Here is a 21068-nt window from a genome sequence, read left to right as displayed (position 1 = left end):
TTTACTTGGAACCGGCAGCCCAGCGCATGCCCCAGCCGTAGGCTTTATCCATGTTGCTGTGGCCGTTGTGGAAATCCACGCGACGCGTCACCTTGACCGCACCGTTGTCATTTTCCAGCAGGGCAATGGCACACATGCCCTGACGACCGCCCTCTTCATTGAGGCGAACCTCGATGGGCGGCTGGCCCGGCGCGTGAATGGTGACCACCCCGTCGGTTTCCTTCCAGTTCGGCGCACCTTCATAGATGAACGCGTAGACCAGAATGCGACGGATCTTGCTCCAGTGCGCGCCATTGATATGCAGCCACTCACCGTCGCTGATCGAGCCGGTACGGTCATCGCCCATCAACTTGATGAAAGGCTCGGTGTTGAGCGAACCGAACGAGTTGCCCAGCGCCTGAACAGCGCCTTTGAGACCGTCCTGCATTTCGAAGAGGCAGCCTACATCAAGGTCGATGGCATTACTCTTCTTCATAGAGAAGAAGCCGCCGCCCATGCTGTCGTTACGACGGTTCCAGTTCAGGTTGACCCGAATCTCACCGAAACCGGCACTGGATTTTTCCAGGCTGATCGACGCACGGGTCTTGTCGAGCGTGATCTTGCTCAGACTGACGGTCGACTTCGGTGCAGGCGCGGGAACAGGTGCAGGTGCAGGTGCAGGTGCAGGTGCAGGTGCAGGTGCAGGTGCAGGCTGATCCTGCGGCGCAGCGACTTCAACACCGAAGTTTTTCGCCAACGGCTCAAGGCCGCCGGCAAAACCCTGGGCCACGCAACGGAATTTCCATGTCCCCTGACGCAGGTAGAACTCGCCCAGAATCAGCGCGGTTTCTTTCATGCCGCTGGTCGGGATATCGGCTTCGATACCGCCGGTGATGCTCAATGCCAGGCGTGACACGCTGCCGAAACTGGCCTTGTTCTCATAGATGGTCGCCGTCAGGGCAACCTTCTCGATGACCGAATCCAGACGGCTCGGGTCAAGACTGAATACCGCGCGTCCGACTGAGGCTTCCGTCTGCTGCAGCGCACCGCCGTTCACGCTTTTCTGGCCGTAGAAACACATGTCCTGATCGCCACGGACCTTGCCGGAACTGGTCAGCAGGAACGCAGACACGTCGATATCCGCGTCCGCGAGCGGAGCGTAAATAATTTCCACCGTCAGCGGACCGGCAGCGACCGGCGCGTTGGCGCCCGGGACAAGTTGGGTCATACGCGTATAGCCCCGATCGCCAGCTCGACCAGATCATCAGCAGTGCGACCGTTGGTGACCTGGCCGACTGCGGTGAAATCCCAGCCCGATGGCGTGCGCGTCAGGTAGGACATCACAACGCCGGTGTGCTGGCCTTTTTCGGACAGATCAAAGCGGCCCAGTTCATTACGGCTGCCCAGATCGACAATACGGCAGTAGGCATTGGCGACTTTTTCGAAATTCTGACCGGTGAACGAATTGACGGTGAACACCAGGTATTTGACGTTGGCAGGCAGTTTTTCCAGATCGACGCTGATGGTTTCATCGTCGCCCGCGCCTTCGCCGGTCCGGTTGTCACCCGAATGCTGAATGGCACCGTCAAGCGATTGCAGCTGGCGAAACCAGACCAGATCGAGGCGCCCTTTGGCGGCGTCAAGCATGATGCACGAGGCATCAAGGTCGATGTCGCCACCGCCACCACCGAGCAATTTTCCGAAGAAACCGCTGGCTTTTTCAGGGTCCCATCCAAGTCCCATGCTGACTTTCTTGAGGCCTGTACCAGCAGTTTTCTCGAGTGAGATCGTCTGGTTCTTTGCCAAAGTGAGTGCCATTTTTCGCTCCATGTGACGTTGGATTTCGGATAAAAGTGTTACAGCCTTACCGTGTTGGCCCGTCTTTGCCATCAGGATTGTGTAACTTGGCGTTAACGGGGCCTTTATAGCGGCCTCGACGCCACGTCGGATGGAACAAACGCCAGTGCGCATCCTGAGCAGCGGCGAGCAATTCGTGGTCACCCCGGGTGTCGCCCCAGGCGCGAACCCGGAACTGGGTCAGTGGCCCGTAGACACTCTCCAGGCGTGCAACTTTCGAGTCGCAACGGCAGTTGCTGCCTTCGATCAAACCGGTCAACCTGCCGTCGATCACTTCCAGGTTGGTACCGATCAGCTCTACTTTCAGACGATCAGCGAAGGGTTTCAGGACCATAGCAGGCGATGCTGAACAAAGCGTGACAATGGCGCCCTTCTCGATTTCAGCGGCGATGGACTCCAGCGCTGCGGGGCGCATCAGGCGCTTCCAGTGCGATTGGCAGAAAGCTTCGGCCTTTTGTTGCAGCCATTGCACTTCAACACCGCTCAGAAAAGCCTTGATCAGACGGCCCTTGAGTTCATCACGGGTCAGGCGCTTGGCCAGGTAGCCGATGCTGGGCAGCACCAGCCGCGCCATGCGCACCGAAAAGGCACGTTGCCCGAAAGCGAATTTGAGAAACGGGACAAAGCTGTCGTGGCGGGTAATGGTCCCGTCGAAATCGAAGACCGCCAGCAGGCGCTGTTCCACTTCGATTTCAAGGTCGGGCCCTACAGGCTCAAGATCGGGTCCTGCGTTTTGAAGGTCAGGTTCTATCATCTAGCTAACTGCCTCAGCGAGTCGAATGCTGGCATCCATGATCGAAGCGGGTGCGGATAACACTCCATGCCATTTGGCGCGCTCCATGATGTGGGTTGCCCATTTATAGTGGGTAGCCGGTTCACACATCGCATCGTTGTACTTGAACACTGCGGGCGCCACAGAGTTCAAAATCATCCGGGCGGAGTTCATGTCCTCCAGACTGACGCGTAGCGCATTCTGAATGATATTGACCTGCGAGGGGTGAATTGCCGTTTTGCCGACCAATCCATTGGTAATATCCAGCGCCAGCTCATGCTGCAGAATGTCCGGAGTGGCCAGTTGCTCGAAGACCGGTGCGGTGAGCGCAAAGCCCTGCGCCCCCATGACGCCTGCCAGCATGGGGATGACATACCCCATTGGCGTCGAATACAGGGTCATGGCCGGATTGCGGCGCAGCCCCAGACAGCCCATCAGGTCATTGCCTCCGATGCGCAGCGCAATGATCCGCTCGTACAGGCTGGCCTTCAAGGCTTCCCCCAGCTCGACCATTGCTGCCGGATTGAACACCTCCGGAGTTTCCAGTGTAGGCATCAACGCCAGCGCCGGGTTGGTGACGGCCTGCTCCCAGCTCGTCAGACTTTTCAGCGAGAGCTTGGGAACAACGAAACCGTCGACGTGCGCCATCAGCGGCCAGTCGTTGAGAATTCGCGCCATCGCCGCGTCTCTGGGACGCACGAACAGCAGCGGACCGTTGGCCGGACGACCGCCACGATCGCGGATACGGGTGAGTACCTGACGAAGATTGATCAGTGCCGTGTCGACATCGGTCAGTGCCACGGCGTCTTCCAGACAGACGACCAGCGAACGCAGCTCGGGAATCTTTTCACCGAACACCACATCGACGATATCGTCCCGGGTCGCGGGCATGTACAGCGTTGCCCCCAGCGCATAAGGCGAGAATAAGGCCATTAGCTCAGACTCCGAATGATGGTCACGGCCCGATAGGGCCCCAGGAGATCGCCCACTTCTTCGACGGGAATCCCCGCTTTTTCGGTCAGGTGCAACAGCAATTGCACGTCGCTGTCAGCCAGGTTGCGCACCAGTACATGATCCGGCACGCGGCGCATGACCGCTCTGGTGGCTTCGGCAATGCCCGGCTTGATGCGATTGAAGTTATTGATCCTGAAGCGCTCGGCCAGACGGTCGACCACCTGTGATGCGGCGGCCTTGAGTTCGGTTCGCTGAGGCAGCGTCCAGGGTGTCAGTGTGAGCGTAGAACTGTTTTGACGACGCTGGCTGTCGATCTGTTCAATAAAAGACTGCGTGACGTCGTGGTCCAGCAACTGCTCGTACACCACGCAACCGTGCAGCCCGCCGTCCGTCGGCCAGATAGAGCGCGACACCAGACCCGACACCGTGGCACCGAGAATGCCGGACGGAATCACCCAGTCTTCTGCCGACGCTGCCAGCCAGGCGCTGCCGCACGGATCGGCCAGCACCACCAGCCGAGGTTGATCCGGAAAGCGCGTATCGCCCGCCAGACTGCGACGGATCTCACCCGATATCGCGCCCTTGCCGGTCCAGCCGTCGACGAACACGATGTTCTGCGCACCGTGGGCCTGAATGATGGCTTCAAGCGCCACCGTATCAATGCCGCGATCACGGACGATACTGATGCCGTAGTGGTGCGCTTCGCGACCCAGATCGATCAGCGCCCGCCGCAACAGCACACCCAGCGGCAGACCGGCGCGCACGAACGACACCAGAATGATTTTAGCACCTGCGCACTCGCGGGCGAGCGCCTGGGCCAGGGCCTGTACATCGTCGGCCATGCGCGCGCCGTTCTGCTCGAGCGCCCGCTCATAGAGCGCCTTATGGGCAGCGCTGGGGGCCGACTCTTCGCTGATCATTTCCGAATAGTGCTTCTGTCGCGTCTGAATCAGGCGCTCCTTCTCCTCGACGCTGGTGGTCTGCAGCGCCACGCCGCGCAACAGGAAATGCACATCATCGTGCAGGTAACTGCCGCTGCCGACCGTATCAAACCCGTGAACGGGATCACTCATGCGCTGCTCCGACAAACATTTTCGCCAGCTGACTGCGGGCAGGTGTCGCCCACCAGTGGCACTCGTCCATGAAACCCAGATCGGTGATGCTGTCGCCAAAACCAAGCACCGGGCGTTCGCCATTGATCGCCTTGTCGCGCCGCAGCCACTCCTGGACTGCGTAACGCTTGGCCAGCCCCTCGGGCAGGAAGGCCAGATTGTTGCCGTTGCCGTGGATATGCATGCCGTCGAGCAAGCCCCGCGCCTGCACTTCGGCCAGCACTTTGCCGAGGATGCGGTCATCGCTCTCGTTGTGCTTGGTCACCACGTAATGGAACAGCTGCGCCTCTTCGACCACCCAGCCGCGCAGTGAAACCCCCAGCTCCTGACCGATCGCCAGTGTCGTCGCCGACAGCTCATGCAGGCGTGACTGGTAGCTGGCCAGGGTCCGTTTCATCTGCTCGTTCCAGTCATGATCCAGCCGCCCCATGACATCAAGCATCACGCCACCATGGGAGCAGATCGCGCCTGAGGTGAACGGCAGTTTGACCCGGCTGTAAGCCTCGACACTGCGCGCCGTCACCGGCACCACTTCGGAATGCGCCAGCAGCCAGTGCGCGAACGACTTCTGCACGTTGGTCATGTAGCCGTTGGCATTGCCAGTGATGTCCAGCGTCGCAACGTGTTTTTCAATGTCAGTCGGCGTTTTGCGGGCAGTCTGGAAAAGCGTGTCGTCCAGATCGACGAAGATCAGCGGGCGGTCGTTACTCATCGCAGATGACCTCGGCGTTCAGTGCTTCGATCAGCTCGGCAGGCACGGCCTGCCTTGGGGTTTCGGTACAGATCAGCACCCGGTCGAACTGACCCGGCCGCACGTTGTAGAGGAAGTTGGGGATGCCCAGGCCATAATTGTCTGAGAACGACAGCGCATGGTCGATGGCGTGACCGAGTGCAATCGGTGAACGGCTGGTGGAACTGAAATGCACGTCGGCGCCAGCTTTCTCCAGACGCTCGGCGAGCAGGAACGGACGCCAGACGAATTCACTGGTGCCGACCACCAGAATGCGTTCGCCCTTTTTGACGGTAATACCGGGTGCCAGCGTATCGGCAACCGAGAGCACGCCCATGCGCCCCCAGTCGTTGGCCGTGACCAGCGGCCAGTCACCCATGGCAACGGTGCCGACTTCCGGCATCTCCGGCAGCGGCGCGCTTGCGTCTTCATCAAAGGAGTACGAGCCTTGCAGCAGCGAGACCTGCTCTGCCACTGCGCCCATCGAGGTACTGACCGCGCCCGCCGACCAGTCGGTGAGCACGCAGGTCACCACCCGCTCGAGCTTGCTCAACCCGGCATCGACCAGCGCCTGATGCAGATTGATGAAGGTCTTGCCCGTCGACGCCTCATCATCGACCAGCACCAGCGAACGCGCGCCGAGCATCATCTCGCGTAACGCCGGATCAACGGGCAGGTGGATCAGGTGCGCGCTGGCATGGCTGTGCTCTTCTTCAAAGCGGGCGAACAGTGCGCTACCGGTCGGATGGCGCGTACTGACCATGTACAGGGCATCCGCCCGCGTTGCGCTGTAGGCACGGTGTACGCCGGCGCCGAGGCCCACGGCCGTTTCGGCCATGCCGATGACCAGCACCGGGCCGGGCAGGTCTGCGGGGACCTTGTGCGCCAGGTCCTGAAAACTCTTCAGCATCACGCTCGGGCGCGCAGGGATGTGGCGTCCCAATACTCGGGACACGAAGAGAAACGCGCGCTTGGGGTTGCGCCGCTCGGCGAAGCCGAACAGTGAATCCGGAGCGATGGTCGACGAATCGATGCTGACATGGAGGCGACCACGAAGCAGATCAGCACGAAGCTTTGTAGGGTTGGAAAAAGCTGCGCTGCTGTCCATCGATAAATTCCTGATTAACGGGGCCGCAGCCCCTGACGCCTGCGGATCAGGCAGGCAACACCGGCTTCATTGGCGAGAGGCTTCAACGAGCCATAACGACGACTGAGCGGTGCGCGAGATTTCTGTGGTGGTGTACGACCTTTCCGGGCGGGCATGCGCAGCGTCGATGCGGCACGCCTGCAGGAAGGCCAGCAACAGTGCGGACTTCACGGCGAAGTTCATGTTTTGCCCGTCCGGTACGGTTGAGGTCACCATGCCAATCACCGCGCCCCCGTTGTCGAATAACGGGCTGCCACTGGACCCCGGCTGTATCGGTGCCGTGAACTGAAACAGGCTGGCATCGTTGTGCAGGCCGAACAGACCGGAGATACCGCCCTGAGTCACCTGCAACCCGCCACCTGAAATGGACGCCAGTGGATAGCCCAAAACCGCTACGGTATCACCCGGCTCACAGCCCTGCCCGTCCCGGAATGTAACCGGAGACAACGGCGGCGCACCCTGCACGCGCAGCAGCGCGATGTCGTTGCGACGGTCGATGACCACTGGCTCGGCCTTGTAACGGCCCTCCAGTGAAGTGATGTAGAACACGCCCATGTCTTCGATGACATGCGCACAGGTCATGACGTGCGCCGGGCCGACCACGAACGCCGTGCCGGTCGCCGACTCATGCCGAGGACCACCCGAGGATCCGCCAGACGGACTACGAGGATGGCGATCATCCACGTCCAGTCCGATGTTGCGCCCGAATGCCGACAGTCCATACGCCGAGCCTTCGCTCAGCGCGCGGAATTTCCATTGCTCATTGCGCTGGTAAAACTCGCCGATGATGATCGCCGCTTCGCCGTTATCGCGCAGGTCCAGGCGGTGCTCGATGTCGCTATCCACTTTGAGGTGCAGGCTGCCGATATCACGGATCGGCCCCATGGCCGCATAGACATAGACCATCAGCAGCACGCGATCACTGCCCGTCGGCAACCTGTCCAGCCGGAGCGTGCAGCCAACATCCTGAGGGCCGCCGCTCCACTCCATCCAGCCTTGTTCCTGATGCAGCAACGCTGGATCGCCCATCGGCTGGCGCTTGTCGTTGACCGCCAACAAGGCGACCGCTGCGTACTCACCAAAAACCGAAGACTTACCGCTCTCCAGGTTCCAGGTGCAGAGGGCGTTAGCTAAAGCAGTGTTTGCACCTGGCGCAAGAAGCTTCATGCCCGATCCTCCCTGATAAGAGCGATTAGTGATAGCAAAAATCTATTATCATGATCAAACCGAGGCCCGTACAGCGACCGTGATGGCCTTGACGCGGATATCTTCCAGCCAATGTGTTTCCGGTTCTTTCAAGCCGAGACGCCGGGCCGCGAAAATACCCGGCAGGTTGATGCCGGTTTCACGGGTGTAGCCAATGCCACCTGAATAACGCGGGTTGATCTCCAGCAAGCGCGGCTTGCCATCCGCGTCGTCGCGGGTCTGCACATTGATCAGCCCGTCGCAGGCAAAATGCTCCGCCGCACGTACCGCGAGCTGTACAGCTTCGCTGTCACGCTCGAAAGTCTGATTGAGCCCCACCTTGCGCCGCCCGACGAATGCGACCGCCTCGCCGTGCTCGCAGACCATGTCCACCGAACACTCACTGCCCGGCATATACGGCATGAGCAGCATCGCAGGTACGTCATCAGCCTGACGATAAGCATTAAGGTACGCCTGAAAGGTCGTTTCACGCGCATCGGGGTTGGCGAAACAACGAAAATCGTCAACGTCGGTCTTGAAGCGCCAAAAACCGCGCCCGTAAATCCCGACCACCGGCTTGATGCACACCTCGCCAGACACCGCCAACGCATCGTAAGCCGCCTGCAACTCCTCGGCGTTGCTGACGGCAATCCCCGGAATACACGCCAGCCCCGCCGCCTCGGCCGCCGCCGTGAAACGACTCTTGTCATCGACGTCCATGAAGGTCTGCCGGGACGTTCCGCCGGTAACGAGGTCCAACCCTTCAGCGACAAAACGCGCACGCTGCGCTTCGTAAAAGCTGCCTATCCGCCCGGCGACAATAATCTTGACGCCCAGCGAGCGAGCGGTGTGCAGCACCCAGTCTATACGCTCGTCGTTATCGACCGGCTCTTGCAGCGCCACATCGGCCTGCCCGGTGATTTCGGAACGCTGCTGGCGATGCGAAGCGATGATCTGCACCGACGCAGGCAGCGCATCGCGCGCGCCTATGATCACTTCACGCTGGCTGGATTGCCCTTCAAGGAACCAAATCATGTCAATCTCCGGGAGACAACGCCGTCAGCAACGGCCTTGTCGAATTTTGTAATAACTGTTTTGCTTCGAAATGTTCGGATTAGGGCAAAGTCACGCAATTTTTAACAGAGGACGCTGGTATGAAGTGGCTGAGAAGGTCGATTTGGCTTGTGGTATTCGTTGCACTGGGGATCGGCGCATTAAGCCTCTACTACGTCCTGCCGCGCCATGATGTCGTGATGATCACCGGCGTGGAAGTCAAAAGAATGGACGCCGACGGCGTCATCAACGCCGAAAACCCGGCAGACGGCCCGACCCGCGACGTGTACTTCATCAACACCGAAGACCCGGACAGCAAGAAAGTCGTGGTCTACCGCAACGAAGACACCGGCTGGAGCTTCCCGTGGTACTTCAAATTCGACTCCGCCGACATCCAGGCCAAAGCCCAGGGCTACTCGCGTGACTCCCAGCAACTGGCTTTGATCCGTTACTACGGCTGGAGGATAACCATCCTGTCGATGTTTCCCAACGTGACAGAGGTTGAGGCAGTGACGAGTCGTGATCAGCCATTTCCGATTTTTAACACGATCTTTTTTGTGGTGGTGGGGTTGCTGGTAGTGATGGTTGTGGTTGGGGTGAGGAGGAGGTTTAAAGGGCGGGCGCGGGTTGATGGGGTGGTTAGGTAACTTTCAGCAGTGATCACCTGAACATGCTCAGGCAGAGTCAATCTGTCGGGGCGTTTTCGTTTCAACAGATTGAATCTGGACTTTGGCCTAAGTGACTCAGGCCTTGTTGAACAGTTCGGGCAAACCTTCCGCTTTCAGTACAGCTTTGACGGATGGACGTGCTTCGACTCGGGCCATGAACGCTTGCAAAGCAGGTTGCGCTTCCAGCGAAATGCCAAAATTGACAGACCAGCGTGTTACCGCGAACAGGTAGGTGTCAGCAACGCTGAAATCGTTACCCAGCAGGTAATCACGGCCATCCGCGAGCAGGCCATTCAAGTAGGTTTGTCTGGCGATGACCGGACGCTGAGCGTCAGTGGCATCAGCCCCCTTCGCCAGATAGAAAAGCGGTGTCCAGGCCTTGTGATATTCAGCAGCCAGATAATTGAGTATCTCCTGCAGCCGTGCACGCTCCAGCGTGCCGTTGGCTGGCACCAGCGCCGGTACGAAGTGGTCACCTAGATATTGCAGCACGGCAGCGCCTTTGGTTAGAACACCGCCGTAATCTAACCCGAACGCAAAGATCGCATCTTTGGGGGTGGTGTAGGCAACGCCAGATTCAAGCGCGTGCTGACGCAAATGACATTGACCAACTCATGAGCGACGCCAGCTTCATGCAACACGATGTGGGCAGCAAGCGAACATGAGGGGAAAGGTGTGATTGTTCGAACTGTGCTGGCGACTGTTCAGTCCTCAGCTGAGTATAAGCTTTCGCCATTAGGTTTGGCTTTGCTGCCCCGAGACTGAGGAGATTGGGTATCACCTAGGCTGGAGCGGAAGAAAGAATTGGTGAATGATGTGAGACTTCAGGACTATCTCTCGCTAGTCACGAGCAAAGGACTTAGCCCTTAATTTTAACACCCCACTCTAAAGATAGCAAAAGGAAAAGTTCGCCCACTATCGGTCGAACTTTCTCTTGCTCAATGCGATAAGCCGGGGCGCTCGTGCAATATTAGAGCAAATATCATACAGCGCTAACCATCTAACCTATATCGGCCTCCTCAGGCGCTAGAGCACTAAGGAGGCACGATAAACTGAGTACTAAAATCAGTTTTTCACATAGCCCTGAGTCAAACAAGCACCGCTGTACTGCCAAGTCAGAACATCGGTATTACCGGTCAGGCGGGTAGGAGTCAATACGCAGGTATCAGTAGTCGCAATGCCCTTGTAAGCATTAGGAGTACCTGTGATAACCGCTGTTGTAGCTGTAACGCCAACGCTAGCCAAAGCACCTGGGGTAGCGGTCGGAAGAGTAATGCCCAATTTAGCTGCAGTATCGCATGCAGTCAGGTCAGTCGTCTGCGCATAGCAAACAGATACGGCAGACTTAACTGCATCCATAGCCAACACTACCTCTGTGTAAGCTGCTTTTCTTGTGTAATTCTGATACGCCGGCAGTGCAACCGCAGCCAAAATCCCAATGATCGCGACTACGATCATTAACTCAATCAACGTAAAACCTTTTTGTGTCTTCATAGTTACTTCTCCGAGGCGTCATTTTTTAGTGCCTTGATCCACCTTAAGCACAGGGCATGCCAATGTGCACTACGTTGCCTATCATTTGGAAAACCGTCGCCCGTGGCGTACGGGCGTCCCGTAATCCGCAGAAACTGACAATTTTCGTCACATCACACACTGCTATTTGGCAGCACCGCCCGACTGCGCTATAACCCACCCATTGTCTGTTTCTGGTGGTTTTATGACTGATGCTGTCCTCACTGGCTTGGCCAAGCAACTGGTCCTCGCCGAGCTGCTTACCGAAACTGTTGCGCAGCAGGCTTATCAGCATGCGCGTCGCGACAAGGTTTCGTTGGTGAGCTATCTGGTTCAGAGCAAGCTGGTCAAAAGTCTAACGCTGGCGGAGATGGCTTCCGAGCAGTTTGGCGTGCCGTTTATGGATCTGGCCAGTCTGGACAGGGAAAGCCAGCCTAAAGGGCTGGTCAGTGAAAAGCTGGTTCGACAGCATCATGCGCTGCCGCTGTGGCGACGCGGCAATAAACTGTTTATAGGGATTTCGGACCCTACGAATCATCAGGCGGTGACTGATATTCAGTTCAGCACAGGTCTGAACACCGAAGCGATTCTGGTCGAAGATGACAAGCTGACTACCGCGATAGATCGGTTCTTTGACAGTGATAGCGGTCTGGGCAACCTGGAAGACGTGGATCTGGGTCTGGATATCGAACCGGCTGATGGCAAGGAAACGTCCCTCTCTACGCAGAATGACGCAGACGATGCGCCGGTGGTGCGCTTCGTCAACAAAATGTTGATGGACGCTATCCGACTAGGATCGTCCGACCTGCATTTTGAACCTTACGAAAAGATCTTCCGAGTGCGGTTGCGTACCGATGGCATCTTGCATGAAGTTGCCAGACCACCAATTCATTTGGCAAACCGTATTGCAGCGCGCTTGAAAGTAATGGCAAGCCTCGATATCTCGGAAAGGCGCAAACCGCAGGACGGACGCGTCAAGTTACGTGTGTCCAAAACAAAAGCCATCGATTTTCGTATGAACACTTTGCCTACGCTGTGGGGCGAGAAGATCGTGATGCGGATCCTCGACCCGACCAGCGCTCAGATGGGCATTGATGCTCTGGGCTACGAGCCAGAACAAAAGGCACTTTATCTGGAGGCGCTGAGGCAGCCGCAAGGTATGATTCTTGTGACCGGCCCGACAGGCTCCGGCAAGACAGTGTCCCTGTATACTGGCCTGAATATCCTCAATACGGTTGACATCAATATTTCCACAGCTGAGGACCCGGTCGAAATCAACTTGGAAGGTATCAATCAAGTCAACGTCAACCCGCGTCAAGGATTGGATTTTTCTCAGGCATTGCGCGCATTTCTGCGTCAAGATCCCGACGTAATAATGGTTGGCGAGATCCGGGACCTGGAAACTGCCGAAATTGCCATCAAGGCTTCGCAAACCGGCCACATGGTGCTGTCGACATTGCACACCAATAGCGCTGCAGAAACCCTGACCCGCCTGCATCACATGGGCGTTGCAGCATTCAATATTGCAACAGCGATCAACCTCATTATTGCGCAACGACTTGCAAGAAAGTTATGTAGCCATTGCAAGAAAGAGCTCGATATTCCTCGTGAGACACTGATTAAGGAAGGCTTCCCAGAGGCGGAAATTGGCAAGTTCAAGGTATATGGCCCTGTAGGTTGCGAGCACTGCAATGGTGGCTACAGGGGAAGGGTAGGTATTTACGAAGTAGTCAAAAAAACATCGGAGCTTGAGCGTATCATCATGGAAGAGGGAAACTCACTGGAGATTTCCAGGCAAATGCGCAAGGATGGCTTCAATGACCTGCGCACTTCAGGTTTGTCAAAAGCAATGCAGGGCATCACCAGCTTGGAAGAAGTCAACCGCGTGACCAAGGATTAAACATGGCCAGCAAGGCAATCAAAGTCATCGTTTACACGTGGGAAGGTGTCGACAAGAAAGGCGCTAAAACCAGTGGGGAATTGAGTGGCCACAACCTAGCACTTGTAAAAGCGCAACTGCGCAAACAAGGCATCAACCCAACCAAGGTACGTAAAAAAACAGTTTCGATCTTTGGCAAGGGTAAGAAGATCAAGCCGCTGGATATCGCTTTTTTCGCTCGACAGATGGCAACGATGATGAAAGCAGGAGTTCCCTTATTACAATCGTTCGACATCATCGGTGAGGGTGCAGAAAATCCAAATATGCGGGCGCTGGTGAGTTCACTCAAACAGGAGGTATCAGCAGGCAACAGCTTTGCAATGGCTTTACGGCAGAAGCCTGAGTATTTCGATGATCTTTTTTGCAATCTCGTGGATGCCGGCGAGCAAGCAGGAGCTCTGGAGAGTTTGCTGGATCGAGTAGCGAGCTACAAAGAAAAAACAGAGAAGCTCAAAGCAAAAATAAAGAAAGCAATGACCTACCCTGCCGCTGTGTTAATCGTGGCGGTCATCGTATCTGGCATTCTATTAATCAAAGTAGTCCCGCAGTTTCAGTCAGTATTCGCAGGATTCGGCGCCGAGCTACCTACATTCACTTTGATGGTCATAGGACTTTCAGAAGTAGTTCAGAAGTGGTGGCTGGCGATTGTAGGCCTGTTTTTCGCTAGCGTCTTCATATTCAAGCGCGCGTATAAGCGATCACAAAAATTTCGCGATAGCCTAGATCGTTTTTTACTTAAAATACCCGTCATTGGACCGCTGATTTTCAAATCCTCAGTGGCGCGATATGCTCGTACTCTTGCAACTACTTTTGCGGCTGGGGTTCCTCTAGTAGAGGCTCTCGACTCTGTTGCAGGAGCAACCGGCAATGTAGTTTTCAGAAATGCAGTTAACAAAGTCAAGCAAGATGTATCCACAGGCATGCAACTCAACTTCTCAATGCGATCAACCGGAGTTTTCCCGAGCTTGGCAATTCAGATGACTGCGATCGGAGAGGAGTCCGGTGCTCTGGACAACATGTTGGACAAGGTCGCGACTTACTATGAGGATGAAGTCGACAATATGGTTGATAGCCTGACCAGCCTAATGGAGCCCATGATCATGGCCGTCCTTGGGGTAGTAGTTGGCGGTCTAGTAATTGCGATGTACTTGCCAATATTCAAACTCGGGGATGTCGTCTAATATGTCCCTCCTCGACCTCCTGGCCAGCTCCCCCCTGGCCTTCGTCACCACCTGCTGCATCCTCGGCCTGATCATCGGAAGCTTCCTCAACGTGGTCGTCTACCGCCTGCCAATAATGATGGAGCACGACTGGAAAGCCCAATCCCGTGAACTGCTCGGCCTGCCCGCCGAACCCGATCAGCCCGTCTTCAACCTGAACCGCCCCCGCTCCAGCTGCCCGCATTGCGCACACAAAATCCGCCCTTGGGAGAACCTGCCGGTGATCAGCTATCTGCTGCTGCGTGGTAAATGCTCGCAGTGCAAAGCGCCGATCAGCAAACGCTACCCGCTGGTCGAGCTGACCTGCGCAGTGTTGTCGGCCTATGTGGCTTGGCATTTCGGTTTTGGCTGGCAGGCGGCGGCGATGCTGGTATTGGGCTGGGGGCTGCTGGCGATGAGTCTGATCGATGCTGATCACCAGCTGTTACCTGATTCTCTGGTGCTGCCACTGCTGTGGCTGGGCCTGATCGTCAACGCCTTCGGGCTGTTTACCTCGCTGAACGATGCGCTGTGGGGAGCGGTGGCCGGCTATCTGGCGCTGTGGTCGGTGTTCTGGCTGTTCAAGCTGGTGACCGGCAAGGAAGGCATGGGTTATGGCGACTTCAAGTTGCTGGCCATGCTGGGCGCGTGGGGCGGCTGGCAGGTTTTGCCGTTGACCATCCTGTTATCGTCGCTGGTGGGCGCGGTGCTCGGGGTGATCATGATGCGTGTGCGCAGGGTCGAAAGCGGTACGCCGATCCCCTTTGGTCCTTATCTGGCCATTGCGGGGTGGATCGCTTTGCTCTGGGGTGGTCAAATAACCGACTCTTACATGCAGTTTGCCGGTTTCAGATGACTCACCCTGATGAAAAACCCTGGATTCTTGGCCTGACTGGCGGCATCGGTAGCGGTAAAAGCGCTGCGGCGAAGTGCTTTAGCGACCTTGGCGTCGACACTGTGGATGCCGATCATGCCGCCCGCTGGGTAGTCGAGCCCGGGCGCCCGGCGCTGGAGCAGATAGCGGCGCACTTCGGTAAAGGCGTGTTGCAGACCAGCGGGGAGCTGGACCGTGGCGCGCTGCGCAAGCTGATCTTCGAAAACCCCGAGCAGCGACGCTGGCTGGAAGCGCTACTGCATCCGCTGATCAATCAGGAAATCGTCAGCCATCTGGCCAAGGCCAAATCGCCGTATGCCATTCTGGTCTCGCCATTGCTGGTCGAGTCCGGGCAATACCGCATGGTTCAGCGGCTGCTGGTGATCGATGCTCCGGCGCACCTGCAGATAGAACGCACCATGCTGCGCGACAGCTCCAGCCAGGAGCAGGTCGAAGCCATTCTCAAGGTGCAGATCCAGCGTGAAGACCGCCTGCGTCATGCCAATGATGTGCTGGTCAACGACCGCGATCACGCCTGGCTCAGCAGCGAAGTCGAGCGGCTGCACCACTTTTACCTTACTTTGCGTGGAGGCCAATCATGAGCCAACCAATGACCGTTCAATGCCCAACCTGCGACGCCCCGGTGGAATGGAGCGCAGCCAGTCCGAGCCGCCCGTTCTGCTCCGAGCGCTGCAAACTGATCGACCTGGGGGCCTGGGCTTCTGAAGAGCATGCGATTCCGGTGAGTCCGGATGCTGAGGATGAGTTGTTCTCGGGTGATCTGGAGGCTCCGCACAGGGGGCATTGATAACAAGTCGATGCGAAGCAACTCGCTTACACGCAACTACTAGGGCTATCTTTCAGCCGCATCTCAGGACGTCTGTGATGGCCCTTTCGCGAGCAAGCTCGCTCCCACGACGCTGATGTCCCGCGATCATTTACGGTCCAACGCAGCCCTCAACGCATCAGCACTGCCAAACTGCTGCTGACTGACCAACTGCCCGTCGCGCAACTGTAACCACAGCACCTTATCGTCATCGCCTGCGTACTGCGGCACGATGCGCGCGTCTCGATCAAGCATCACGCGATAGCTGTAGTCACGCATTTTGGGGATGGCGAACATGTTGGCGATGATGGTTGGCATTTTCTGGATGTCAGCGACAAACACCGTGTGGCGTGATTCCAGAAAGCCTTTTGGCTTGTCCTGAAGGGCGGCATTCACCAACTTGGCGGCGTCCATGCTGCGTGCGACCAGCAGGGTTTGCGTCTGGTTGTTCAGGGTGTAGGGTTGATCGTATTGATCGAGCAGTGTCCAGGAGGACAGGCGCTCGCCGACTTGCAGCGCATTGGCGGTGAGGGGCAGCAAGGCCAGCAGCAGGATGGGCAGGAGCTTCACAGGTCGATCCTCGATAAAAGCAGCGCCTGCGGACATTTATCGCACGCGATCAAAAAATGAATTGCCAGTCTACACCCCTGCATTCACTCTTCCAGTCATGGCAACTTGAACGCTAAGCTTGGCCCTATGGATGACTCAGACTACCTGCGCCTGTTGACGATCCAGGCCGAACAAGCCAACGCCTTTCTTTCCAATGCGCGGAAGTGGGAGCGTGAGCGCTGGGTTTGTCAGCGCCTGTTGCAGGGGCTGAACATTGCCCATCGCAATGAGGACTTCACGCCTGCCACTCAGGAGCCGCCGGATGTGCTGTTTCGTGACGGGCGCTTCGAGGTGTTTTTCGTGCTGGATGAGGGGCGGCGTCTTAATGACGAGTGGCGCGAGGAGTTGGCGCGACGACGAAGCGCGTTCTCGTTGAGCCAACTGGTACGTCGGGAGGCCAAGCCCAAGCGGATTCCGGCCTCTGACCTGCTGCACCGACTCGCCCCTACCCTGCGCAAGAAATCCACCAACTATCGCGAACGCGGCATTGATCTGGGCGGGCTGGATATCATCGCCTTCGCCAGCCTCAAGCGCGAGGTGCTGGACCTCAACAGTCACTTTCCACCACCGACCGAGTACTTGCGTCAGGGCTGGCGCTCGTTGTCGCTGGTGGGGCCGACCTTCGCTCGGGTATTGTTCGCGCATCCGGGCGCTCCGGATTTTCTGCGTACCAATCTGGGGCGCAGTGTCGTTTTCGATGTTGGAATCAGTTTATGAGCCCCTTGCAGGAACTGCTGGCCGATGTGCCTCAACAAGGTCGTGTGCGCTGGATCGGCGTGCGTCCGCAATCGCGGGTCGAGATGATCGAGCTGGATGCCGTGGAAGCACGTCGTGAAGCAGGTCTGACCGGCGATCACTCGCGGCCCGGCCCGCGCAATGCACGGCAGGTGACGTTGATTCAGTGGGAGCATCTGGCGGTGGTTGGCTCGTTGCTGAACCGCGCGGCGGATAACCCTATCGTGCCGCAGGATTTGCGGCGCAATCTGGTGATCAGCGGCATCAACCTGTTCAGCCTGAAGAATCGACGTTTCCGGATCGGTCAGGCGATTTTCGAAACCACCGGCTGGTGTCAGCCGTGTGCGCGACTTGAGCAGCGTCTTGGTCACGGGACGTTCCAGGCGGTGCGCGGGCATGGTGGAATCACTGCGCGAGTGTTACAAAGCGGAATCATCCGCCTGGACGATACGCTGCAGGTCGAGCCGCTGGAAATCACCGATCCCTGGCCCCCTGCCCGACAGCACGCCTGAGACAAGGGATAAATTGAGCAGACACCTGAACCCGGAACCGCAAAGGTGTGTCGAAGAGTACCTTCAGGCACACCGGCATCCAGTCGAGCGCAGGCCGCTCCTGACCCGGGCAGTGTGGTGATGAACCCTTTATTGAGCCTTCTGACGCTATGAGCTGCCTTGCGCTCGCGAAGATCGAGCTCCCCCCGAATTCCTTAAACCTTCCGAGTAATCCTTATGACGCATCGTATTGTTATCGTTGGCGGAGGCGCTGGCGGTCTGGAGCTGGCTACCAGTCTGGGCAAGACCCTTGGCAAGAAAGGCACGGCCAGTGTCACGCTGGTTGATGCCAACTTGACGCATATCTGGAAACCGCTGTTGCACGAAGTGGCTGCCGGTTCGCTCAACTCGTATGAGGACGAGCTGAACTACGTGGCTCAGGCCAAGTGGAACAACTTTCAGTTTCAGCTCGGGCGCATGACCGGTCTGGACCGCGCCAGCCGCCAGATTCATCTGGCCGAGACGCTGGATGAAAACGGCGCAGAACTGGTTCCGGCACGCAGCCTGGGTTACGACTCGCTGGTCATCGCCGTGGGCAGCACCACCAACGACTTCGGCACCAAGGGCGCGGCAGAGCACTGCCTGTTTCTTGACAGCCGCAAACAGGCCGAGCGCTTTCACCAGCAACTGCTCAACCACTACCTGCGCGCCCACGCCGGCCAGGCCGACAGCGCGCAGGAAATTACCGTGGCCATCGTGGGTGCCGGTGCAACCGGTGTCGAGCTGGCGGCAGAGCTGCACAACGCGGCACATGAGCTGGCGGCTTACGGGCTGGGTCAGATCAAGCCGGAAAACCTGCGCATCACGGTGATCGAAGCCGGGCCACGGGTGTTGCCCGCGCTGCCCGAGCGCATCGGCGCGCCGGTGCACAAGACGCTGGAAAAGCTCGGCGTGACGGTACTGACCAATGCAGCAGTCAGTGAAGTGACGGCTGATGGCTTGATCACCGCTACCGGGCAGGTCATCCCGGCCAGCCTGAAGGTCTGGGCGGCAGGTATTCGTGCCCCGGCCTTCCTGCATGAGCTGGATGGCCTGGAAAGCAACCGGATCAATCAGTTGCAAGTGTTGCCGACGCTGCAAACCACCCGTGACGAAAATATCTTCGCCTTCGGTGACTGCGCGGCCTGCCCGCAAAAAGGCACCGACCGCAACGTCCCGCCGCGCGCTCAGGCCGCCCACCAGCAGGCATCCTTGCTGGTCAAATCGCTACGCTTGCGGATTGAAGGCAAGACATTGCCGGAGTACACCTACAAGGACTACGGCTCGCTGATCTCGCTGTCGAGCTTCTCGGCCGTCGGCAATCTGATGGGTAACCTGATGGGCAGCGTGATGCTTGAAGGCTGGCTGGCGCGGATGTTCTACGTGTCGCTGTACCGCATGCACCAGATGGCGCTGTACGGCACCTTCCGTACCCTGATGCTGATGCTGGGCAGCAAGATCGGTAAAGGCACCGAGCCGCGGATGAAGCTGCACTAAGCCACACCAGACGAGAGGCGTACGGGAAAACACTATCGTGCCCATGCTCCGTAGCGTGAGGAACGATCATCTCGACTATCGTGCGGCGCTCTGCGTCGCATGCCATTCCGGACGCTCCGCCTCCTCTTGACGACGCAGAGCGTCGTGAACTGCATTCCCACGCTGGAGCGTGAGGAACGATCACCCCACTATCGTGCGGCGCTCTGCGTCGTATGCCATTCCGGACGCTCCGCGTCCTCTTGCGACGCGGAGCGTCGTGAACTGCATATTCCCACGCTGGAGCGTGCGGAACGATCACCCCACTATCGTGCGGCGCTCTGCGTCGCATGCCGTTCTGGACGCTCCGCGTCCTCTTGCGACGCGGAGCGTCGTGAACCGCATTCCCACGCTGGAGCGTGAGGAACGATCCCCCCTCTATCGTGCGGCGCTCTGCGTCGCATGCCTTTCCGGACGCTCTGCGTCCTCTCCCTAGTGAATCCGGCTGTTCTGCCAACGCGTTCGCTGCGCCGACTTGCGATGCCCCGAATACCCGCTATTTTTAACAGGATCGGGTTGTGCGCCAAGCGACCGGACGGAAGGCTCCCGTACGGGGATCAAGTTTGTCTGCGGCGCGCAGATAACCATTGAGTCGTGTACAACGCTGCACTGTTCAGGGATCGAACCCATGATGTCGAATCAATACAGTAGTGCTCCTGCAGAAAATCATCCGCGTTTCATCTGGTTCTCACTCATTCCCGTCATACCCGCCATTGCCTGGATTCTCACGCAGTTCGGCACGGGTACGGCCAATCTGGTGGCGTGTGCTGCACTGCTGGCGATTGGTCTCGGCGCCTGTGCCTTGGCCGCCCGCTCCCAACAGACCCAAGTGCGCCGCGCCGTGGCTCAGGCGATGGATCACCACCAGGCGCATAGCGCTCAAAGCAGCGCCATGGCGTCCAACGCCCAGTTCAATGAAATCCTCCTCGGTGCCATGCCGATCTGGGCCAAGCAGGTCGAAAGCTCGCGCCAGCAGACCGAAACCGCGATTGTCGAATTGAGCACGCGTTTCATGGGCATCTCCGAGCGCCTGCAGGAAACCGTGCAGGCGTCGCAGCACGCTGCCGGTGAGCTGGACGGTCAGAATGCCGATGGTGCGCTGAAAGTGTTGTCGCAAAGCGACAGCGAACTAAGCCGGGTAATCGACTCGCTCAAATCCACTCAGGCCAGCCGCGACCAGACGCTCTCCCAGGTGCGCAGCCTCACCGCCTATACCGGCGAATTGCGCACCATGGCCGCCGACGTTGCGGCGATTGCCGCACAGACCAACCTGCTGGCCCTCAACGCGGCCATCGAGGCAGCGCGTGCCGGTGAGGCGGGCCGTGGCTTTGCCGTGGTGGCCGATGCGGTGCGCAGCCTGTCGAGCAAATCCAGCGAAACCGGTCAGCAGATGTCCGCCAAGGTCGACATCATCAACAACGCCATCACCCAGTTGGTGCAGGCCGCATCGAGCGGTGCCGATCAGGACAGCCATTCGGTGGCCGCTTCCGAACAAAGCATTCAGAACGTACTGGAGCGCTTCCAGAGCATCACCGGTCGCCTGGCCGAGTCCGCCGACCTGCTCAAGCAGGAGAGCTACGGGATTCGCGACGAAATGACCGAGGTCCTGGTGAACCTGCAGTTTCAGGACCGGGTCAGCCAGATTCTCGCCCACGTACGCGACAACATCGACTCGCTGCACGCGCACCTTCTGCAGGCTAGCCAGTCCCCCGACGAGGCCGTCGCCATCGACGCCCGGCAATGGCTGGCGCGCATGGAGTCTACCTACGCGACCGACGAGCAACGTCGCACTCACCGAGGTGAATCGGCAGCACAGCAGGATTCGCAGGAAATCACGTTTTTCTAGGAGTAAAT

At 58.2% G+C, this 21068-nt stretch carries 22 protein-coding genes and 1 pseudogene; 11 read left to right on the top strand and 12 right to left on the bottom strand.

Going from position 1 to position 21068, the window contains the following annotated elements; translation table 11 throughout:
• Position 1: 1 nt before the first annotated feature.
• The 9 genes from KBY02_RS21450 to KBY02_RS21410 form a co-directional block, all read right to left on the bottom strand.
• Positions 2 to 1207, bottom strand: a complete 1206-nt coding sequence (locus tag KBY02_RS21450) for a TerD family protein (RefSeq protein WP_225650734.1) — start codon at positions 1205 to 1207, stop codon at positions 2 to 4.
• Positions 1204 to 1797, bottom strand: a complete 594-nt coding sequence (locus KBY02_RS21445) for a TerD family protein (RefSeq protein WP_003406588.1) — start codon at positions 1795 to 1797, stop codon at positions 1204 to 1206. Before KBY02_RS21445 ends, KBY02_RS21450 begins: the two co-directional genes overlap by 4 nt.
• Positions 1798 to 1843: 46 nt before the next feature.
• Entirely contained in the window at positions 1844 to 2590 is a 747-nt protein-coding gene (locus KBY02_RS21440; protein WP_225650733.1) for an HAD family hydrolase, read from the bottom strand.
• The gene (locus tag KBY02_RS21435; protein ID WP_003406586.1) at positions 2591 to 3541 is read right to left on the bottom strand and encodes an HpcH/HpaI aldolase/citrate lyase family protein; all 951 of its coding nucleotides are present in this window, start codon (positions 3539 to 3541) and stop codon (positions 2591 to 2593) included. It abuts the gene before it with no gap.
• Positions 3541 to 4635: a cysteine protease StiP family protein gene (locus KBY02_RS21430; RefSeq protein ID WP_116893607.1), complete on the bottom strand. Its 1095-nt coding sequence runs from the start codon at positions 4633 to 4635 to the stop codon at positions 3541 to 3543. The genes KBY02_RS21435 and KBY02_RS21430 overlap by 1 nt, the downstream gene beginning before the upstream one ends.
• On the bottom strand, positions 4628 to 5386 hold the full coding sequence (locus KBY02_RS21425; protein ID WP_003406582.1) for a hypothetical protein: 759 nt from the start codon (positions 5384 to 5386) through the stop codon (positions 4628 to 4630). Before KBY02_RS21425 ends, KBY02_RS21430 begins: the two co-directional genes overlap by 8 nt.
• A complete protein-coding gene (locus KBY02_RS21420) occupies positions 5379 to 6512 on the bottom strand; it encodes a phosphoribosyltransferase domain-containing protein (protein WP_054092014.1) in 1134 nt (377 codons plus the stop codon). Before KBY02_RS21420 ends, KBY02_RS21425 begins: the two co-directional genes overlap by 8 nt.
• 66 nt (positions 6513 to 6578) lie before the next feature.
• Positions 6579 to 7718, bottom strand: a complete 1140-nt coding sequence (locus tag KBY02_RS21415; RefSeq protein ID WP_032654580.1) for a trypsin-like peptidase domain-containing protein — start codon at positions 7716 to 7718, stop codon at positions 6579 to 6581.
• Positions 7719 to 7772: 54 nt separating this feature from the next.
• Positions 7773 to 8771, bottom strand: coding sequence for an ATP-grasp domain-containing protein (locus KBY02_RS21410; protein WP_054092015.1), 999 nt, complete (start codon positions 8769 to 8771; stop codon positions 7773 to 7775).
• 119 nt (positions 8772 to 8890) lie between these two features.
• Between KBY02_RS21410 and KBY02_RS21405 the strand changes: the two genes are divergently transcribed.
• Positions 8891 to 9436 (top strand): DUF1523 family protein, encoded by a 546-nt coding sequence (locus tag KBY02_RS21405; RefSeq protein WP_003317774.1) that lies wholly within the window; start codon positions 8891 to 8893, stop codon positions 9434 to 9436.
• Positions 9437 to 9532: 96 nt separating this feature from the next.
• Here KBY02_RS21405 and KBY02_RS21400 read toward each other — a convergent pair whose 3' ends face one another.
• Positions 9533 to 9949 (bottom strand): glutathione binding-like protein, encoded by a 417-nt coding sequence (locus KBY02_RS21400; protein WP_225650732.1) that lies wholly within the window; start codon positions 9947 to 9949, stop codon positions 9533 to 9535.
• A 165-nt stretch (positions 9950 to 10114) separates the two neighbouring features.
• On the opposite strand from KBY02_RS21400, the pseudogene KBY02_RS26280 reads away from it, so the two are divergent.
• Positions 10115 to 10222, top strand: a pseudogene (locus KBY02_RS26280) (transcriptional regulator); the annotation flags it as partial.
• A 300-nt stretch (positions 10223 to 10522) separates the two neighbouring features.
• On the opposite strand, the gene KBY02_RS21395 reads toward KBY02_RS26280, so the two are convergent.
• Positions 10523 to 10951, bottom strand: coding sequence for a pilin (locus tag KBY02_RS21395; RefSeq protein ID WP_003406568.1), 429 nt, complete (start codon positions 10949 to 10951; stop codon positions 10523 to 10525).
• A 223-nt stretch (positions 10952 to 11174) separates the two neighbouring features.
• On the opposite strand from KBY02_RS21395, the gene pilB reads away from it, so the two are divergent.
• The 5 genes from pilB to yacG are packed head-to-tail and all read left to right on the top strand — an operon-like array spanning position 11175 to position 15789.
• Entirely contained in the window at positions 11175 to 12869 is a 1695-nt protein-coding gene (gene pilB / locus KBY02_RS21390; RefSeq protein WP_003406565.1) for a type IV-A pilus assembly ATPase PilB, read from the top strand.
• 2 nt (positions 12870 to 12871) lie between these two features.
• Complete coding sequence (locus KBY02_RS21385) at positions 12872 to 14089, top strand: type II secretion system F family protein (protein ID WP_032654583.1); 1218 nt, start codon at positions 12872 to 12874, stop codon at positions 14087 to 14089.
• Between the two features lies 1 nt (position 14090).
• Positions 14091 to 14963: a prepilin peptidase gene (locus tag KBY02_RS21380; RefSeq protein ID WP_116893612.1), complete on the top strand. Its 873-nt coding sequence runs from the start codon at positions 14091 to 14093 to the stop codon at positions 14961 to 14963.
• Complete coding sequence (gene coaE / locus KBY02_RS21375; RefSeq protein WP_004415092.1) at positions 14960 to 15583, top strand: dephospho-CoA kinase; 624 nt, start codon at positions 14960 to 14962, stop codon at positions 15581 to 15583. Before KBY02_RS21380 ends, coaE begins: the two co-directional genes overlap by 4 nt.
• Positions 15580 to 15789 carry a DNA gyrase inhibitor YacG gene (yacG, locus tag KBY02_RS21370; protein WP_002552020.1) on the top strand — a complete coding sequence of 70 codons (210 nt, stop codon included), beginning with the start codon at positions 15580 to 15582 and terminating at the stop codon, positions 15787 to 15789. The genes coaE and yacG overlap by 4 nt, the downstream gene beginning before the upstream one ends.
• A 126-nt stretch (positions 15790 to 15915) precedes the next feature.
• Here yacG and KBY02_RS21365 read toward each other — a convergent pair whose 3' ends face one another.
• The gene (locus tag KBY02_RS21365; protein WP_024643094.1) at positions 15916 to 16377 is read right to left on the bottom strand and encodes a hypothetical protein; all 462 of its coding nucleotides are present in this window, start codon (positions 16375 to 16377) and stop codon (positions 15916 to 15918) included.
• A 126-nt stretch (positions 16378 to 16503) separates the two neighbouring features.
• Between KBY02_RS21365 and KBY02_RS21360 the strand changes: the two genes are divergently transcribed.
• The 4 genes from KBY02_RS21360 to KBY02_RS21345 all read left to right on the top strand — a co-directional run bounded on the left by KBY02_RS21360 (position 16504) and on the right by KBY02_RS21345 (position 21060).
• Positions 16504 to 17133: a DUF1780 domain-containing protein gene (locus KBY02_RS21360; protein WP_060400845.1), complete on the top strand. Its 630-nt coding sequence runs from the start codon at positions 16504 to 16506 to the stop codon at positions 17131 to 17133.
• On the top strand, positions 17130 to 17663 hold the full coding sequence (locus KBY02_RS21355; protein ID WP_003317783.1) for an MOSC domain-containing protein: 534 nt from the start codon (positions 17130 to 17132) through the stop codon (positions 17661 to 17663). The genes KBY02_RS21360 and KBY02_RS21355 overlap by 4 nt, the downstream gene beginning before the upstream one ends.
• 216 nt (positions 17664 to 17879) lie before the next feature.
• Positions 17880 to 19178, top strand: coding sequence for an NAD(P)/FAD-dependent oxidoreductase (locus KBY02_RS21350; protein ID WP_003392712.1), 1299 nt, complete (start codon positions 17880 to 17882; stop codon positions 19176 to 19178).
• A gap of 664 nt (positions 19179 to 19842) precedes the next feature.
• Complete coding sequence (locus KBY02_RS21345; RefSeq protein WP_080374765.1) at positions 19843 to 21060, top strand: methyl-accepting chemotaxis protein; 1218 nt, start codon at positions 19843 to 19845, stop codon at positions 21058 to 21060.
• Positions 21061 to 21068 lie beyond the last annotated feature (8 nt).

This window comes from Pseudomonas sp. P129 (assembly GCF_020312195.1).
Lineage (GTDB): Bacteria > Pseudomonadota > Gammaproteobacteria > Pseudomonadales > Pseudomonadaceae > Aquipseudomonas > Aquipseudomonas fragariae.
The sequence above is the reverse complement of the archived record's forward strand: the minus strand, read 5'-3'. Positions and strand labels throughout refer to the sequence as shown.

Excerpts from the sequence above, each read along its gene's own strand:
- KBY02_RS21450 (WP_225650734.1), bottom strand. The coding sequence starts at position 1,207 with ATGACCCAACTTGTCCCGGGCGCCAACGCGCCGGTCGCTGCCGGTCCG.
- KBY02_RS21445 (WP_003406588.1), bottom strand. The coding sequence starts at position 1,797 with ATGGCACTCACTTTGGCAAAGAACCAGACGATCTCACTCGAGAAAACT.
- KBY02_RS21440 (WP_225650733.1), bottom strand. The coding sequence starts at position 2,590 with ATGATAGAACCTGACCTTCAAAACGCAGGACCCGATCTTGAGCCTGTA.
- KBY02_RS21435 (WP_003406586.1), bottom strand. The coding sequence starts at position 3,541 with ATGGCCTTATTCTCGCCTTATGCGCTGGGGGCAACGCTGTACATGCCC.
- KBY02_RS21430 (WP_116893607.1), bottom strand. The coding sequence starts at position 4,635 with ATGAGTGATCCCGTTCACGGGTTTGATACGGTCGGCAGCGGCAGTTAC.
- KBY02_RS21425 (WP_003406582.1), bottom strand. The coding sequence starts at position 5,386 with ATGAGTAACGACCGCCCGCTGATCTTCGTCGATCTGGACGACACGCTT.
- KBY02_RS21420 (WP_054092014.1), bottom strand. The coding sequence starts at position 6,512 with ATGGACAGCAGCGCAGCTTTTTCCAACCCTACAAAGCTTCGTGCTGAT.
- KBY02_RS21415 (WP_032654580.1), bottom strand. The coding sequence starts at position 7,718 with ATGAAGCTTCTTGCGCCAGGTGCAAACACTGCTTTAGCTAACGCCCTC.
- KBY02_RS21410 (WP_054092015.1), bottom strand. The coding sequence starts at position 8,771 with ATGATTTGGTTCCTTGAAGGGCAATCCAGCCAGCGTGAAGTGATCATA.
- KBY02_RS21405 (WP_003317774.1), top strand. The coding sequence starts at position 8,891 with ATGAAGTGGCTGAGAAGGTCGATTTGGCTTGTGGTATTCGTTGCACTG.
- KBY02_RS21395 (WP_003406568.1), bottom strand. The coding sequence starts at position 10,951 with ATGAAGACACAAAAAGGTTTTACGTTGATTGAGTTAATGATCGTAGTC.
- pilB (WP_003406565.1), top strand. The coding sequence starts at position 11,175 with ATGACTGATGCTGTCCTCACTGGCTTGGCCAAGCAACTGGTCCTCGCC.
- KBY02_RS21385 (WP_032654583.1), top strand. The coding sequence starts at position 12,872 with ATGGCCAGCAAGGCAATCAAAGTCATCGTTTACACGTGGGAAGGTGTC.
- KBY02_RS21380 (WP_116893612.1), top strand. The coding sequence starts at position 14,091 with ATGTCCCTCCTCGACCTCCTGGCCAGCTCCCCCCTGGCCTTCGTCACC.
- coaE (WP_004415092.1), top strand. The coding sequence starts at position 14,960 with ATGACTCACCCTGATGAAAAACCCTGGATTCTTGGCCTGACTGGCGGC.
- yacG (WP_002552020.1), top strand. The coding sequence starts at position 15,580 with ATGAGCCAACCAATGACCGTTCAATGCCCAACCTGCGACGCCCCGGTG.
- KBY02_RS21360 (WP_060400845.1), top strand. The coding sequence starts at position 16,504 with ATGGATGACTCAGACTACCTGCGCCTGTTGACGATCCAGGCCGAACAA.
- KBY02_RS21355 (WP_003317783.1), top strand. The coding sequence starts at position 17,130 with ATGAGCCCCTTGCAGGAACTGCTGGCCGATGTGCCTCAACAAGGTCGT.
- KBY02_RS21350 (WP_003392712.1), top strand. The coding sequence starts at position 17,880 with ATGACGCATCGTATTGTTATCGTTGGCGGAGGCGCTGGCGGTCTGGAG.
- KBY02_RS21345 (WP_080374765.1), top strand. The coding sequence starts at position 19,843 with ATGATGTCGAATCAATACAGTAGTGCTCCTGCAGAAAATCATCCGCGT.